The 16667-nt window shown below is 51.3% G+C and carries 12 protein-coding genes; 9 read left to right on the top strand and 3 right to left on the bottom strand.

Annotation, left to right across the window (positions count from 1 at the left end; genetic code table 11):
- The first annotated feature begins 170 nt into the window (after positions 1-170).
- The 3 genes from WES_RS08010 to yegI are packed head-to-tail and all read left to right on the top strand — an operon-like array spanning position 171 to position 3523.
- Positions 171-830: a vWA domain-containing protein gene (locus tag WES_RS08010; RefSeq protein ID WP_000003181.1), complete on the top strand. Its 660-nt coding sequence runs from the start codon at positions 171-173 to the stop codon at positions 828-830.
- The gene (locus WES_RS08015) at positions 827-1588 is read left to right on the top strand and encodes a PP2C family serine/threonine-protein phosphatase (RefSeq protein ID WP_032147868.1); all 762 of its coding nucleotides are present in this window, start codon (positions 827-829) and stop codon (positions 1586-1588) included. Before WES_RS08010 ends, WES_RS08015 begins: the two co-directional genes overlap by 4 nt.
- Positions 1589-1618: 30 nt before the next feature.
- A complete protein-coding gene (yegI, locus tag WES_RS08020) occupies positions 1619-3523 on the top strand; it encodes a protein kinase YegI (RefSeq protein ID WP_016158529.1) in 1905 nt (634 codons plus the stop codon).
- Positions 3524-3535: 12 nt separating this feature from the next.
- On the opposite strand, the gene yegD is transcribed toward yegI, so the two are convergent.
- A complete protein-coding gene (gene yegD / locus WES_RS08025; protein ID WP_016158528.1) occupies positions 3536-4888 on the bottom strand; it encodes a molecular chaperone in 1353 nt (450 codons plus the stop codon).
- A gap of 133 nt (positions 4889-5021) precedes the next feature.
- Here yegD and alkA point away from each other — a divergent pair, with 133 nt between their 5' ends.
- A complete protein-coding gene (gene alkA, locus WES_RS08030) occupies positions 5022-5870 on the top strand; it encodes a DNA-3-methyladenine glycosylase 2 (protein ID WP_016158527.1) in 849 nt (282 codons plus the stop codon).
- A 79-nt stretch (positions 5871-5949) separates the two neighbouring features.
- Here the strand turns inward: alkA and WES_RS08035 are convergent, their stop codons facing one another.
- Complete coding sequence (locus tag WES_RS08035) at positions 5950-9267, bottom strand: diguanylate cyclase (protein ID WP_000042968.1); 3318 nt, start codon at positions 9265-9267, stop codon at positions 5950-5952.
- A gap of 318 nt (positions 9268-9585) precedes the next feature.
- Here WES_RS08035 and udk point away from each other — a divergent pair, with 318 nt between their 5' ends.
- From udk to asmA, 3 genes are all read left to right on the top strand, one after another.
- On the top strand, positions 9586-10227 hold the full coding sequence (udk, locus tag WES_RS08040; protein ID WP_000132077.1) for a uridine kinase: 642 nt from the start codon (positions 9586-9588) through the stop codon (positions 10225-10227).
- Between the two features lie 91 nt (positions 10228-10318).
- The gene (gene dcd, locus WES_RS08045) at positions 10319-10900 is read left to right on the top strand and encodes a dCTP deaminase (RefSeq protein WP_001234767.1); all 582 of its coding nucleotides are present in this window, start codon (positions 10319-10321) and stop codon (positions 10898-10900) included.
- Between the two features lie 21 nt (positions 10901-10921).
- Positions 10922-12775: an outer membrane assembly protein AsmA gene (asmA, locus tag WES_RS08050; protein WP_001252249.1), complete on the top strand. Its 1854-nt coding sequence runs from the start codon at positions 10922-10924 to the stop codon at positions 12773-12775.
- Positions 12776-12842: 67 nt separating this feature from the next.
- Here asmA and WES_RS08055 read toward each other — a convergent pair whose 3' ends face one another.
- Positions 12843-14426 (bottom strand): TerC family protein, encoded by a 1584-nt coding sequence (locus WES_RS08055; protein WP_010355864.1) that lies wholly within the window; start codon positions 14424-14426, stop codon positions 12843-12845.
- A gap of 651 nt (positions 14427-15077) precedes the next feature.
- On the opposite strand from WES_RS08055, the gene wza reads away from it, so the two are divergent.
- Complete coding sequence (gene wza, locus WES_RS08060; protein WP_016158526.1) at positions 15078-16217, top strand: polysaccharide export protein Wza; 1140 nt, start codon at positions 15078-15080, stop codon at positions 16215-16217.
- A gap of 5 nt (positions 16218-16222) precedes the next feature.
- Positions 16223-16666 carry a low molecular weight protein-tyrosine-phosphatase Wzb gene (wzb, locus tag WES_RS08065; protein WP_000482901.1) on the top strand — a complete coding sequence of 148 codons (444 nt, stop codon included), beginning with the start codon at positions 16223-16225 and terminating at the stop codon, positions 16664-16666.
- Position 16667 lies beyond the last annotated feature (1 nt).

Genomic DNA, 16667 nt, shown 5'->3' with positions numbered 1-16667 from the left:
ATGTTACTCCACCCTTATTGTCAATCTGTAAGCCCACGTTCTTGCGAGGCGAATAGCAAACTTATCTGCGCCGCCGGGCTTAATTCTGAAAGTATCTTCGCTTGCTCTTAATTTATTATTGCTCTCGGTATGATACCGAATCTCAATAATTCTCTAAGAAAGGATCTCTTATGAGCGAACAAATCACCTTTGCCACCAGCGATTTTGCCAGTAACCCGGAACCACGTTGCCCCTGTATTTTGCTGCTGGATGTTTCTGGCTCGATGAGCGGTAGACCCATTAACGAACTTAACGCAGGATTGGTGACCTTTCGCGATGAACTGCTTGCCGATCCGCTGGCCTTAAAAAGAGTGGAACTCGGCATTGTGACTTTCGGCCCGGTGCATGTGGAACAACCATTTACCAGCGCCGCTAACTTTTTCCCGCCCATCTTGTTTGCTCAGGGCGATACGCCAATGGGCGCTGCAATTACCAAAGCCCTGAATATGGTTGAGGAGCGGAAACGTGAGTACCGTGCAAATGGTATTTCGTATTATCGCCCGTGGATTTTCTTGATCACCGATGGCGCGCCAACCGATGAGTGGCAGGCTGCTGCCAGTAAAGTGTTTCAGGGAGAAGAAGATAAGAAGTTTGCCTTCTTTACCATCGGTGTTCAGGGGGCAGATATGAATACTCTGGCACAAATCAGCGTCCGTCAGCCTTTGCCGTTGCAGGGATTACAATTCCGTGAACTGTTTAGCTGGTTATCCAGTTCGCTACGTTCGGTTTCCCGCTCCACGCCGGGAACGGAAGTTGTACTGGAAGCGCCAAAAGGCTGGACGTCAGTGTGAGCTGGCGTCTGGTCTATTCATCAGCCGTCGGAACGTCGCATATCAGCTCTGACTTACCTTGCCAGGATGCCTGCCAGATGCAGGTTGTCTGGATAAACGACCAACAACCGTTACTGGTGATGTTTCTTGCCGATGGCGCAGGTAGCGTTTCGCAGGGTGGCGAAGGCGCGACGCTCGCCGTCAATGAAGCGATGGCGTTTATGATGCAAAAAGTACAGGGTGGTGAATGTGGTCTGAATGATGTGCTTGCGACAGATATTGTGCTGGCAATTCGCCACCGTATTACTGCCCGTGCACAAGCTGAAGAACTGGCGGTTCGTGATTTTTCCTGTACTTTTTGGGGCGTTATATCATCAGCGACCGGCACATTGATTATGCAGATTGGCGATGGTGGCGTGGTGGTGGATTTTGGTGAAGGGCTACAGCTACCACTAACGCCGATGAATGGCGAATATGCCAATATGACCTACTTCATTACTGATGAAGATGCTGTCACGCGCCTTGAGACTTACAGTTGCGATGCGCAGGTGATAAAAGTGGCTGCATTTACGGATGGTATTCAGCGGCTGGCATTAAATATGCTGGAAAATTCTCCCCATGTACCTTTTTTTGCGCCATTTTTCAATGGGCTGGAATCAGCGACGTCAGAACAACGCGATATACTGCCAGATTTGCTAAAGCAATTTTTGTCCTGCCCCGCAGTGAATGAACGCACCGATGATGATAAAACGCTGGCGCTGGCCATGTGGTTGCCGTGAAATCAACTATATACCGCAGCTGGTGATTGCGTGACGCCAGGTCATGAATTAGGCAAAGGTGGCGAAGGCGCGGTTTATGATATCAATGAGTTTGTCGATAGCGTCGCCAAGATTTATCACACACCGCCACCCGCCTTAAAACAGGACAAACTCACCTTTATGGCCGCGACAGCCGACGCGCAGTTGTTGAATTATGTCGCCTGGCCGCAGGCAACGCTTCACGGTGGACGAGACGGAAAAGTTATCGGTTTTATGATGCCAAAAGTTTCTGGTAAAGAACCGATTCATATGATCTATAGCCCGGCACATCGTCGTCAACGTTATCCTCATTGTGCGTGGGATTTTCTACTCTATGTTGCGCGCAATATAGCGGCATCTTTTGCTACGGTGCATGAGCACGGGCATGTCGTGGGTGACGTCAACCAGAACAGCTTTATGGTGGGCCGCGACAGCAAAGTGGTGCTTATCGATAGTGACTCCTTTCAGATTAACGCCAATGGCACGCTGCATTTATGCGAAGTCGGCGTGTCGCATTTTACGCCGCCAGAGCTGCAAACCTTGCCGTCATTTGTCGGCTTTGAGCGCACCGTAAATCACGATAATTTTGGCCTTGCGTTGCTGATCTTTCACGTCTTGTTTGGTGGGCGTCACCCTTATTCCGGTGTGCCGCTTATCTCTGAAGCGGGTAATGCGCTGGAGACGGATATTGCCCATTTCCGTTATGCCTATGCATCAGACAATCAGCGACGTGGCTTAAAACCGCCGCCACGATCGATTCCGCTATCGATGTTACCGAGTGATGTTGAAGTCATGTTTCAGCAGGCGTTCACTGAAAGTGGCGTGGCAACCGGGCGTCCGACGGCTAAAGCGTGGGTAGCGGCACTGGATTCTCTACGCCAACAGTTAAAAAAATGTCCCGTTTCAGCAATGCATGTTTACCCCGGTCATTTAACTGACTGTCCGTGGTGTGCATTGGATAATCAAGGCGTTATCTATTTTATTGATCTCGGCGAAGAGGTCATTACCACAGGCGGGGATTTTGTGCTGGCAAAAGTCTGGGCGATGGTGATGGCGTCAGTGCCACCGCCAGCACTACAGTTACCATTACCCGCTCATTTCCAGGCTGCTGGCAGGCCGCTTCCTTTAGGCCTGTTACGGCGTGAATACATCATTCTGATTGAGATCGCGCTGTCAGCGTTATCGCTGCTGCTTTGCGGTCTTCAGGCGGAACCGCGTTATATCATTTTGGTTCCTGTGTTGGCGGCTATCTGGATTATTGGCAGCCTTGCAAGCAAAGCGTACAAAGCAGAAGTCCAGCGACGACGTGAGGCTTTTAATCGCGCGAAAATGGACTATGACCATTTAGTCAGCCAGATCCAGCAGGTGGGTGGGCTGGAAGGTTTTATCACCAAACGAACGATGCTTGAAAAAATGAAGAATGAGCTTTTGGGATTGCCGGAAGAAGAAAAACGCGAGTTGACAGCACTTCACAACACCGCAAGGGAACGCCAGAAGCAGAAGTTTCTGGAGGGATTTTTTATTGAAGTTGCCTCTATTCCCGGCGTTGGTTCCGCGCGTAAAGCGGCGTTACGGTCCTTTGGTATCGAAACAGCGGCAGATGTGACCCGGCGCGGCGTTAAGCAAGTGAAAGGATTTGGCGACCATCTGACTCAGGCGGTTATCGACTGGAAAGCGAGCTGCGAACGCCGTTTTGTATTCAGGCCGAACGAAGCGGTAACACCAGCAGACAGACAAGCGGTAATGGCGAAAATGACTGCTAAACGTCATCGGCTGGAATCTGCGTTGACAGAGGGTGCGGCAGAGTTACAGCGATTCCGCCTTCATGCTCCCGCACGAACCATGCCGTTGATGGAACCGTTACGTCAGGCGGCAGAGAAACTGGCTCAGGCTCAGGCAGATTTAAGCCGCTGCTGAGCCATTTCTTATTTAACGAAATACTACTTCAGCCCAGCGCGCCAGCCCGGCAGTAACGGAACCAAAGTCGTCGCCACCTGCAATCGGGATGCCCGGCAGCTGTTCCGCCAGTGCCTTTTTAATCAGCGGCGATCGGGCGCTACCACCGGTCAGATAGATGACGTCTGGTTTTTCCTGGGCGTTATCCAGCGCCAGTTGCACTTGTTCCAGAATCCGCGCCAGCGGCTGGTTGAGGGCACTTTCCAGTCCATGCTGGCTAATCAACGTTGCCAGTTCGTCACGGATAAACGGCAGCGACGCGCGGGTTTCCGCTGCGCTTGAAAGGGCAATTTTGCACTCTTCCGCGCTGCGCACCAGCCGATAACTTAAACGTTGCCGCCAGACTTTCTGCAACAGGGCGACTTTCTCCGGCTCGCGGGCATCGCGTACCAGATCGTTAAGCAGGCGACCGTTGGCGCTACTGTAGAAATCACTCTGCGCAGGTACGTCGTTGATGGCAACTGCATTCCACCACGGCAGGATCGGTAGGGCGATACCTTTTTCGGTTTCGCCCCCCATGCCCAGCAGCGGCATCAGGTGTTTAAATGCCAGCGCGATATCCAGATCGTTACCGCCAATACGGCAACCACTGTGACCCAACAGGCTGGCTTCACGATCGAGACGCGAACGCCACTGCGGCCCCATTAGCAGTAAGGAACAGTCAGTAGTACCACCGCCGATATCCACCACCAGCACCCGTTTTTCTTCCTGTAAGGTGGCTTCGTAATCCAGCCCTGCCGCTACCGGCTCGTACTGAAATACCACATCCTTAAACCCGGCACGCTTCGCCGCACGTTCCAGAATTCCTTGCGCCTGGGCGTTTGCTTCATCTCCGCCCAATCCCTGGAAGTTGATTGGGCGACCAATGACCGCCTGGGTAATTGTTTCTGGCAGTTGCGCCTGCGCTTGTTGGCGAATGTGCAACATCATTGCGCAGACCAGATCCTCAAATAGCGCCACCTGCTGCGGTTTTAACCCGCTGGCACCGAGGAACGATTTCGGTGATTTCACAAACCACACTTCCTCCGGATCATCAATGTACTGCGCCAGTGAGGAAAGACCGAACTGCACGCTTTTCGCCGTGACGTCGATATCTTCTTCGCGGTTATAACGAATCGCCCGACGTAACAGCGCCTGCGTTTCATCATCGTTTGCCGGAACATCATGATGGCGGTACAGCCACTCGCTTACTGCTTCACGCGTTGGTGCACAAAGCATCGAGGGCAGCAGCGTGCTGTCATTTTCCATTTTCAACATCTGCGGTTTACTGTCGCGCATCACCGCCACTGAACAGTTTGCTGTACCGTAATCAAAACCAATAAACACGAAATAATCCCCATGCCGGTGAAGAAGGGGCGTGACTTTAGCGAAATGTTGCCGTCGCGACAACCGGAATATGAAAGCAAAGCACAGCGTCTGAATAACGTTTATGCTGAAAGCGGATAAAAAAGGAGATGCGATGTATACCCTGAACTGGCAGCCGCCGTATGACTGGTCGTGGATGTTGGGATTTCTTGCCACTCGTGCGGTGAGTGGAGTGGAAACAGTTGCGGACAATTATTATGCCCGTAGTCTGGCGGTGGGCGAACATCGCGGCGTGATAACGGTGGTTCCTGATGGCAAAAATAATACGTTGCAAGTGAACGTAAGTTCGGGATTAGAACCGGTGGCGACCGAGTGCCTGGCGAAAATGAGCCGCCTGTTTGATCTGCAATGTAATCCGCAGATTGTTAACGGTGCATTGGGCGAATTAGGCGCGGCGCGGCCCGGATTGCGTTTACCGGGCTGTGTTGATGCTTTTGAGCAGGGCGTACGCGCAATTTTAGGCCAACTGGTGAGTGTAACGATGGCGGCAAAACTGACCGCCAAAGTGGCGCAGCTTTATGGCGAACGGCTGGATGATTTCCCTGAATATGTCTGCTTTCCCACACCCCAACGACTGGCAGCAGCCGACCCGATAGCACTAAAAGGGTTGGGGATGCCGTTGAAACGGGCAGAGGCGCTGATTCATTTAGCCAATGCGGCACTGGATGGCTCCTTACCGATGACAATGTCGGGCGACGTTGAGCAAGCGATGAAAACGCTACAAACATTTCCTGGAATTGGGCGCTGGACGGCGAATTATTTCGCCTTGCGTGGCTGGCAAGCGAAAGATGTTTTCCTGCCGGATGATTATTTGATTAAACAGCGATTTCCAGGAATGACGCCGGCACAAATCCGCCGTTATGCCGAACGCTGGAAACCCTGGCGTTCTTATGCGCTGTTGCATATCTGGTATACGGAAGGCTGGCAACCAGAAGAAGTATGATGCTGGTCGTCTTATCCAGCCTGGGGAATGAGCGAATTGTAAGCCTGATAAGACGCGTCAGCGTCGCATCAGGCAATACTCAGTTAATCGCGAAATAACTGCTATTAACCAGCAAATCCAGAGGCTGAGCGTCGGCAATGACATCGCCATAAATCAGATCAACACCCATGCCGGAAAGCGTATCCATCACCAGCGGCAACGCTACTGGCCCCGCGATGGTCTTCACCCCCAGTCGCTGGGCATGACCCTGAATGATCGATATCAGCATCTCATCCATCAAATTACCCTGTACGCTGGCGCATAACTCACCGTCGAGCAGTAGATAATCCGCCATATTTGCTTTCAGTGTGTTGAAGAGCTGCAGATCGCGCCCTACCTGACTGAGCACGATCCGGCAGCCTGCCAGCCGCAATTTATGCATATTTTCTGCGTGGTCGAAAATTGCTTCAGCCGGAATAATCAGATGTAATAACCGCGATGGTAGGGGGCTACTTTCCAGTTGCGCAAGCAGTTTATCCACCAGCGGGGCGCTGCTTAACCCGGCAACGGAAAGGGGGAGGGCGATGCTTAAGCCTTTACTGGCAACCGCTTTTGCTGTCTGCTGGAAAAACTCATGTAATATCCGACGATCAAGGGCGTGATTGAGCGCCGGATCGCTGAAGCTACGACGAAATGCCAGTTCATCAATAATCTCACCTTCACTACTCCAGAGCTTAAGCGAAATCAGCCACAAATTACGCGTATCCGGGATTCGCGGTGAAGCGACGCCGTGGGCGATCATCATCAGTTGATTCTCTTTGATCATCCGCCACTGTTCATCGAGTGACATCACCGCCCGTTCGCTATGTTTAGCAGTTTGCTGTGGTTCGTAAACCGTCACCCGACCGCGCCCACCATTTTTCGAAGCATAACAGGCGATATCGGCCTGCGACATCACGTCTGCCGCCTGATGATTGCTGTCATCGATCAGGGTAATCCCTGCGCTGGCACCTACCCGATGCACACGGCCCTCCCACATAAAGTGGTAGTCATTAATCGCACTGATAATGCGTGTGGCGATAAAGCGGGCACTTTCAACATTACAGTCCGGTAGCAACAGACCAAATTCATCACCGCCGAGTCGCGCCAGCACGTCGCTGGAGCGCAGCATACTCAGCATCAACGACGCCAGTTCACGCAGTAAAGCATCGCCCGCCGCGTGCCCGGCGCTGTCATTCACCGCTTTAAAATGATCAAGATCGATAAACACCAGTGCATGTCGATGATGCGTGCTGCTTACCGTTTGCAGCAGTATTCGCAGTTGTTTTTCAAAACTGGCACGGTTAGTGAGATGCGTCAGGGCATCATGGGAGGCGCTATAACTAAGCTGGCGCAGCATTTTGCGTGACTCAGTCACATCCTGAATGACCAGTACCGAACCAATATTGCTGCCGTCCAGAGTACTTAACGGCGTAATGCTGTAATGGACGTCGTAGCTGCCGCCGCTGCGGCAGTGGAGAACGACATCTTGTTCAATAGCGGAACGCGAGGTGTCGGCACTGTAAATGTTCTCCATTAACGGCCCATTGTCGCCAAATGTAATTTGCAACACCGTTAATAGTGGAACGCCCAACGCCTCTTCTTGTGTCCAGCCGCTCATCTTCTCGGCAACCGGATTCATAAAGGTGATTTTCATCGCCATATCAATACAGACCACGGCTTCGCCGATGGAATCCAGCGTAATGTGCAGGCGCTCTTTTTCCTGAAACAGCGCCTCGTTCAGCTGTTTCACTTCGGTCATATCAATGTTAATACCGAGCAATCGTTCGACTTCGCCTTCTTTATTCAGCACCCGATTGGCGAGGGCGCGGATATGACGAATACCGTCTTTCACGGTGATGCGAAATTCCAGCTTAAAGGGCAAGCGAGCCTGTAATGAATCACGAATCACTTTTTCGGCGTGTTGGCGATCTTCCGGCAGCACACAGTCATACCACACCTGCCAGTTCGGTTTGATATGTGGCGAAATTTCATATAGCTCGAACATCCGCTTATCCCAACTAAAAATATCCGGCTTCAGTTCCCACTCCCAGATGCCAATCCCACCCGCTTCATTAGCCAGCGTTATCCGCTCCATCAGGCGTTTGTTAATCTGTTCGGTGCGTTTAAGATCGTTTATGTCTTCAATCTGCGCAATAAAGTAGAGCGGCGTGCCATCGGTGTGGCGTACCAGCGAGACGGCAAGCAGCGCCCAGACAACGTCGCCATTACGGTTGTAATAACGTTTCTCCATCGAGTAGGTATTTATTTCACCGCTAATTAGCTTCTCAACGTGTTGCAGATCTTTATTGAGATCTTCCGGCCAGGTAAGTTGCTGGAAGGTGAGGGCGCGCAACTCTTCCTGGCTGTAACCGAGAAACTGGCATAGAGCTTTGTTGGATTGCAGCCATTGCCCCTCGGTGCCCACTAATGCCATGCCGATGGCGGAATATTCCATAGCGTTACGAAAGCGGGTTTCGCTTTCTGAAATATGCTTGCGTTCAGCGCGAAAGGCGTACATCACCATGGTCATGATGTTGGCGGGCAGCAGGATCAGTAAAAATGGCAGCCACGGTACGTGACTCATCAAGTAGGTTCGCGGCGTAGCGAGTAAAGTCGGATCGGCCGCCATCATCAGCGACACCATCATCACAGTGGTGAGGAAGATCAAAAAGGCTTCCATCCGTGGCAGGCGCACGGCGCTCCACATCAGCAGCACAATAATGAAAGTAAAAGGCCACGGTAGATATAGCATCGAGAGCCAGCTTAACGTCAGCGTGATGGCTAATGTTAATAGTGTTTCAAACAACAGCCGTGGATCACGGTGACGGAGCAGGTAATGTGGCTTAAATAACAAGCCTAGCGGTACTAGCGCCAGTGCGCCGATTGATTCGGAAAGTACCCAGATTAGAAACGCTCTAAGCGGATCGTCGTCTGATACCAGCAGGAGAACCAGCACGCCCCCCAATACTGGCGGCACGATGGCGCTGCCAAATGCGAGACGTAGCCAGTCAGCCAGATTTTGCAGTGGGTTATACCACGGCAGCAATTTCCGCAGCAGCATTGCCCCTACGACGGCCTCAACAATGTTGATTGCCGTCCACGCCATATTCAGCGAACTGGTAGAAAACAGTAGCACGGATGCGGCGATATTCCCCAGCGAGCAGGCCAATGCGATTCCCGGCCACATCCGCCCGGCATGGCGGTAAAATGCCACCATCATAATGGACGTGGGGAACCAGAGTGGCGCAAGTTGCGTACCAAACTGTGAAAGCTCAAGCGAGAAAAGGGTAAAGATGAATGAGACTAAACCTAAACTGATGAGGTGAAGCAGGGGATGAGGCAGGGTAATTAAAACACGTTGTGATGGTTTACTCATTACCGCTCTATCCGTATGACCAGGTCGTCAGTATTAGTATTTGTATTTATGCTAGTACAAAAGTTTTACATTTTATATGCGGATTGTTCATAAAGTGACGTAATGGCGGATAATTTGTGCAACTTTGCACAACATTTTTTACCTTGCTTTAAAACCGAACAATTAAATTTGCGTCAGGGAATTGATCGTCAACACTTAACTCTAAGTGTGCGGCAACGCTATTCGACTGGTATCAGGCGGATGAAATCCCTATAATTGCCGCGTTTGGCGCTTCGGCGCCCCCTTCCTAACATCCAGGTTAATCAGGTCGCTAAATTTATGACTGATCAGTCTCATCAGTGCGTCATTATCGGTATCGCTGGCGCATCGGCTTCCGGCAAGAGTCTCATTGCCAGTACCCTTTATCGTGAATTACGTGAACAAGTGGGTGATGAACACATCGGCGTTATTCCGGAAGATTGTTACTACAAAGATCAAAGCCATCTGTCGATGGAAGAACGCGTTAAGACCAACTATGACCATCCGAGCGCGATGGATCACAGTCTGCTGCTTGAGCATTTACAAGCGTTGAAACGCGGCTCGGCTATCGACCTGCCGGTTTACAGCTACGTTGAACATACGCGTATGAAAGAAACGGTGAAGGTTGAGCCGAAGAAAGTCATTATCCTCGAAGGCATCTTGCTGCTGACGGATGCGCGTTTGCGTGACGAACTTAACTTCTCAATTTTCGTTGATACCCCGCTGGACATCTGCCTGATGCGCCGCATCAAGCGCGACGTTAACGAGCGTGGGCGTTCGATGGATTCCGTGATGGCGCAATATCAAAAAACGGTGCGTCCGATGTTCCTGCAATTCATTGAACCTTCAAAACAATATGCGGACATTATCGTGCCACGCGGTGGTAAAAACCGCATCGCGATCGATATATTGAAAGCTAAAATAAGTCAGTTCTTTGAATAAGCTTGATAAATTGTGTACCGTTCAGTGATAACCTGGTATGCCCTTGACGTAACTGGCGTTAAGGGAGTGATGCACGAAAGGAGAAAATGCCATGCGTCTGTGTGACCGAGATATTGAAGCCTGGCTTGATGAAGGCCGTTTGTCGATCAACCCACGTCCGCCGGTAGAGCGTATTAATGGCGCGACGGTAGATGTGCGCCTGGGCAATAAGTTTCGTACCTTCCGTGGTCACACGGCAGCGTTTATCGATCTGAGCGGTCCCAAAGATGAAGTGAGCGCCGCGCTCGATCGGGTGATGAGCGATGAAATCGTGCTCGACGAGGGCGAGGCGTTTTATCTCCATCCAGGGGAACTGGCGCTGGCGGTGACGCTGGAGTCGGTCACGCTGCCAGCCGATCTTGTGGGCTGGCTGGATGGGCGTTCCTCACTGGCGCGTCTGGGGCTGATGGTTCACGTTACCGCGCACCGTATCGATCCAGGCTGGTCTGGCTGCATTGTGCTGGAGTTTTACAACTCCGGTAAATTGCCGCTGGCGCTGCGTCCGGGCATGTTAATTGGCGCGTTAAGTTTTGAACCACTTTCCGGCCCGGCGGCGCGGCCATACAACCGCCGTGAAGATGCGAAATATCGCAACCAGCAGGGCGCGGTTGCCAGCCGAATCGATAAAGACTAATTCAGGCTCATTGAGGATACCATGAGACGATTTCTGACGACGCTGATGATAATCCTGGTCGTGCTGGTGGCCGGATTATCTGCGTTAGTGTTGCTGGTGAATCCGAATGATTTCCGCGACTATATGGTCAAGCAGGTTGCTGCACGTAGCGGTTATCAATTGCAGTTAGATGGGCCACTGCGTTGGCACGTCTGGCCGCAGCTTAGTATCCTCTCCGGGCGAATGTCTCTCACTGCCCAGGGGGCAAGCCAGCCACTGGTGCGCGCCGATAATATGCGCCTTGATGTGGCGTTATTGCCGTTGTTGAGTCATCAACTGAGCGTTAAGCAGGTGATGCTGAAAGGCGCGGTAATTCAACTTACTCCACAGTCGGAAGCGGTTCGTCGTGACGATGCACCCGTTGCGCCGCGCGACAATACGTTGCCGGATCTGTCAGAAGATCGCGGCTGGTCGTTTGATATCTCCAGTCTGAAAGTGGCGGACAGTCTGCTGGTGTTCCAGCATGAAGATGACGAGCAGGTGACAATTCGCAACATCCGTCTGCAAATGGAACAAGATCCACAGCATCGTGGCTCGTTTGAGTTCTCCGGGCGGGTTAATCGCGATCAGCGCGATCTCACGTTATCCCTCAAAGGCACGGTGGATGCTTCTGATTATCCACATGATTTAACCGCAGCCATTGAGCAAATTAGCTGGCAGCTGCAAGGCGCAGATCTGCCACAGCAAGGTATTCAGGGGCAGGGGAGCTTCCAGGCCCAGTGGCAAGAGTCACATAAACGCCTTTCATTTAATCAAATCAATTTGACCGCGAATGACAGCACACTTAGTGGGCAGGCGCAGGTCACGCTGACTGAAAAGCCAGAATGGTTGTTAAGATTGCAGTTTTCGCAACTGAATCTTGATAATCTCATACCGCTTAATGAAGCCGTTAACAGTGAAAACGGAACCACGCAACAGGGGCAGAACCAGCCAATGCTGCCGCGTCCGGTTATTTCCTCGCGTATTGATGAACCGGCCTATCAGGGGTTGAAAGGTTTTGCGGCTGATATTTTGTTGCAGGCCAGTAACGTGCGTTGGCGCGGGATGAATTTTACTGATGTTGCTACGCAAATGACCAATAAATCGGGTTTGCTGGAAATCACCCAACTGCAAGGCAAACTCAACGGTGGACAGATATCGCTGCCGGGGACGCTGGACGCGACGGCAAAACATCCGCAGATAACCTTTCAACCTCGGCTGGAGAATGTCGAGATTAGTACCATTCTGAAGGCATTTAACTATCCGATTTCGTTAACCGGAAAAATGTCGCTAGCTGGTGATTTCTCCGGCGCTGACATCGATGCCGAAGCATTCCGCCACAACTGGCAAGGGCAAGCGCATGTTGAAATGACCGACACGCGCATGGAAGGGATGAACTTCCAGCAGATGATTCAGCAAGCGGTAGAACGTAACGGCGGTGATGTGAAGGCCGCTGAAAACTTCGATAATGTGACTCGTCTCGACCGCTTTACGACCGATCTCACGCTAAATAATGGCCTCGTAACGTTAAACGACATGCAAGGTCAATCGCCGGTGTTAGCTCTGACAGGGGAAGGCTCGTTGAATCTGGCAGAGCAGACCTGCGATACCCAGTTTGATATTCGGGTTGTGGGTGGCTGGAACGGTGAAAGCAAACTGATTGATTTCCTCAAAGAAACACCGGTTCCGCTGCGGGTTTACGGCAACTGGCAGCAACTCAATTACAGCCTGCAAGTGGATCAGTTACTGCGCAAACACTTACAGGATGAAGCCAAACGTCGCCTGCACGATTGGGCTGAGCGCAATAAAGATTCCCGCAATGGCAAAGATGTGAAGAAGTTGCTGGAGAAGATGTAAGTTTCCAGATGACATAATTTGTAGGCCTGATGCAACGCTTTACGCGTCTTATCAAGCCTACATACCATCACACCTCGTACTCCAAATTATCTTCCTTACGTAGCGGAATAATCTGCACCTTCTGCACGCGATGGCTTTCCACCTGCAACGTTTTAAGCAAATAATCCCCCACCTGAACTTCTTCACCAGGTTTTGGAATACGCTGTAAATATTCCATCAGCAGCCCGGCAATGGTGTGATATTCCCGTTTTTCATCCAGCGGCAGCGGCACATATTGCACCAGATCTTCCAGCGGCATATGACCATTCGCCGTCCAGGAACCGTCGGCGTTTTTCTGAATATCATGACGGGCGTCGATCTCTTCCACTTCGTTCGGTAAGTTACCGGCAATGGTTTCGGTGACGTCACTTAATGTCACAATCCCTTCTACCGAGCCAAACTCATCCACCACAAAAGCAAAGTGCGTGCGGGCATTACGGAACTGCTCCAGGGCAGGTAGCAACGGCAAGGTTTCCGGGAATACCAGCGGCTGGCGAATCAACACACGCAGGTTAAGCGGTTCGCCGCGCAGCGACTGTTGTAGCAGGTCGATAACGTGAACAACACCGAGCAAATCTTCTGCGTCATCGCCGTCGGTAACCACCAGACGCGTATGCTGATTTCGCTCCAGCAACTGGCGGATCTCGTCTTCCGGCGCGTTGAGATCGATATGCTCAATATCGTGGCGCGAGGTCATGATGCTGCTGACGGTACGCTGGTTAAGATTAAGCACCCGCTCGATCATCCGCCGCTCCTGCGGATTAAAGATTTGTTGGTTGCCATGATCCACCAGCATGGACGCGGTTTCGGCATCCAGTTCCGCATCTTCTTTTTGCCCGCTTAACAGGCGCATTACCGCTTCGGTAGTCCGCTGGCGCAGCGTCTGGTTAGCAGAAAGAAAACGTCGCCGGTTAAAGATGGCTAACTGATTGAGCGCCTCGATCATCACCGAGAAACCAATCGCGGCGTACAGATAGCCCTTCGGAATGACGAATCCGAAACCTTCCGCCACCAGGCTAAAGCCAATCATCAACAGGAAACTTAAGCAGAGAATAACGATCGTCGGGTGACTGTTAACAAATTGCGTTAACGGTTTACTTGCCATCAGCATCAGGCTGATAGCGATAACAACGGCAGCCATCATGACCAGCAAATGGTCGACCATCCCGACGGCGGTGATCACCGAGTCGAGTGAGAAGATGGCGTCCAGCACCACAATTTGTGTCACCACCCCCCAGAACTTCGCACCTTTGCGCTGCGTGGGGTTATTGCTGTCTTTCCCCTCCAGCCGTTCGTTCAGCTCCATCGTGGCTTTGAACAGCAGGAAGAAACCACCGAACAGCATGATCAAGTCGCGTGCGCTAAAGGTAAACGAGCGGAAGCTGAACAGCGGTTGAGTCAGGGTGACCAGCCAGGAGATTGACGCCAGCAGTAACAGGCGCATTAACATTGCCAGCAGCAGCCCGGTAACTCGTGCGCGGTCACGCTGCTTCGGCGGTAGTTTTTCGGCGAGGATGGCAATAAAGACCAGGTTATCAATGCCGAGGACCAGTTCGATCACAATCAGCGTGATTAACCCGGCCCAGATAGACGGATCGGCAATCCATTCCATAGTAAGTGCAATACCTATTCGTTGTATGACAAATGTCACAATTCGATCATGGATAAATCAGGGCAAAAATGCAATGTTGCAGCACTATTTATCTAACTTTATTTGAGAACTATAACATTGCATTATCCCTGAATTAAAAGTGGTAATAATAAAACATTATTTAAGAAATATCGCATGTGGAGACGCAATATTAATTGTTGTCAACCTAAAGAAACTCCTAAAAACCATATTGGATGACACTTAATATAATTCTTAAAAATAGCCAATTGTCGAATTGTTACCTTGCCTGCTATTCCGTTAGCTGTAACACTTCCTCCTGCATTATTGGGGAGCCAATATTCAATTACCATAATGCTACCTTATATTCGGAAAATGAATTTCCTGAATAACCCTTTCTCATAAACGACTGTATGCTGAGAGGGTTTTAAAAACCAAACTAAATCAGTGTATTGGTAGCTAGAAAGCCAGGGGCGGTAGCGTGTCTGGATGCCTGAAAGACCAGTCTGAATTATTCTGTCAATAGCCTGCGGATGAAATCAATTTTTTTAGGACTGATGCCAGTTAAATTCTTATTCAATTAGCTGCAAGGTAAATGTGCATGTCGATAAATAATGCACAGGATAATTACTCTGCCAAAGTGATAAATAAACAATGATGAAATCCAAAATGAAATTGATGCCATTATTGGTGTCAGTAACCTTGATAAGCGGTTGCACAGTACTTCCGGGCAGTAATATGTCTACGCTGGGTAAAGACGTCATCAAACAGCAGGACGCTGATTTCGATCTCGACAAAATGGTGAATGTTTATCCGCTGACCCCGCGCCTGATTGACCAATTACGCCCACGCCCGAATGTAGCGCGCCCCAATATGACTCTGGAAAGTGAGATCGCGAATTACCAGTATCGCGTCGGACCGGGGGACGTTCTTAATGTTACCGTCTGGGATCACCCGGAACTCACCACGCCAGCCGGTCAGTACCGCAGCTCCAGCGACACCGGCAACTGGGTACAGCCTGACGGCACTATGTTCTACCCGTATATCGGCAAGGTTCACGTCGTGGGGAAAACGCTCGCTGAAATCCGCAGTGATATTACCGGGCGCTTAGCGACGTACATCGCTGACCCGCAGGTGGACGTTAATATCGCCGCCTTCCGCTCACAAAAAGCCTATATCTCAGGTCAGGTGAATAAATCCGGGCAGCAGGCAATCACTAACGTACCCCTGACTATTCTCGATGCCATTAATGCCGCCGGTGGCCTGACAGACACCGCTGACTGGCGCAACGTGGTGCTAACACACAATGGTCGTGAAGAACGCATTTCTTTGCAGGCGCTGATGCAAAACGGCGACCTCAACCAGAACCGATTGCTTTACCCTGGCGATATTCTCTACGTGCCGCGCAATGACGATCTGAAAGTGTTTGTGATGGGGGAAGTGAAGAAACAGAGCACCCTGAAAATGGACTTTAGCGGCATGACCCTGACTGAAGCGTTAGGCAATGCCGAAGGTATCGATATGACCACCTCCAACGCCAGCGGCATCTTTGTCATTCGTCCGCTGAAAGGCGAGGGCGGGCGTAACGGCAAGATTGCCAATATTTACCAGCTGGATATGTCCGATGCCACGTCGCTGGTGATGGCGACAGAATTCCGCCTGCAACCTTATGACGTGGTGTATGTCACCACCGCCCCGGTTTCCCGCTGGAACCGTCTGATCAATCAGTTGCTGCCAACTATTAGCGGTGTCCGTTACATGACGGATACAGCCAGCGACATTCATAACTGGTAATCGTCATGTTTAACAACATCTTAGTTGTCTGTGTCGGCAATATTTGCCGTTCCCCGACGGCGGAACGCTTACTGCAACGTTATCACCCGGAGCTAAAAGTGGAGTCCGCTGGTCTCGGCGCGCTGGTCGGTAAGGGCGCTGATCCTACCGCCATCAGCGTCGCCGCCGAGCATCAACTCTCTCTGGAAGGCCACTGTGCCCGTCAAATCAGCCGCCGCCTGTGTCGCAACTATGACCTGATTTTGACCATGGAAAAGCGCCATATCGAACGCTTATGCGAGATGGCACCCGAGATGCGCGGCAAAGTGATGCTGTTTGGTCACTGGGATAACGAATGTGAAATTCCCGATCCGTATCGCAAAAGCCGGGAAACGTTTGCAGCGGTGTACACATTACTTGAACGGTCTGCTCGCCAGTGGGCGCAGGCATTGAACGCAGAGCAGGTATAAG

The organism is Escherichia sp. KTE31 (genome assembly GCF_000407925.1).
Lineage (GTDB): Bacteria > Pseudomonadota > Gammaproteobacteria > Enterobacterales > Enterobacteriaceae > Escherichia > Escherichia ruysiae.
Note: the sequence above shows the minus strand (reverse complement) of the source record. Positions and strands in the feature narration are given on the sequence as shown.

Excerpts from the sequence above, each read along its gene's own strand:
- WES_RS08010 (WP_000003181.1), top strand. The coding sequence starts at position 171 with ATGAGCGAACAAATCACCTTTGCCACCAGCGATTTTGCCAGTAACCCG.
- alkA (WP_016158527.1), top strand. The coding sequence starts at position 5,022 with ATGTATACCCTGAACTGGCAGCCGCCGTATGACTGGTCGTGGATGTTG.
- WES_RS08035 (WP_000042968.1), bottom strand. The coding sequence starts at position 9,267 with ATGAGTAAACCATCACAACGTGTTTTAATTACCCTGCCTCATCCCCTG.
- udk (WP_000132077.1), top strand. The coding sequence starts at position 9,586 with ATGACTGATCAGTCTCATCAGTGCGTCATTATCGGTATCGCTGGCGCA.
- dcd (WP_001234767.1), top strand. The coding sequence starts at position 10,319 with ATGCGTCTGTGTGACCGAGATATTGAAGCCTGGCTTGATGAAGGCCGT.
- asmA (WP_001252249.1), top strand. The coding sequence starts at position 10,922 with ATGAGACGATTTCTGACGACGCTGATGATAATCCTGGTCGTGCTGGTG.
- WES_RS08055 (WP_010355864.1), bottom strand. The coding sequence starts at position 14,426 with ATGGAATGGATTGCCGATCCGTCTATCTGGGCCGGGTTAATCACGCTG.
- wza (WP_016158526.1), top strand. The coding sequence starts at position 15,078 with ATGATGAAATCCAAAATGAAATTGATGCCATTATTGGTGTCAGTAACC.
- wzb (WP_000482901.1), top strand. The coding sequence starts at position 16,223 with ATGTTTAACAACATCTTAGTTGTCTGTGTCGGCAATATTTGCCGTTCC.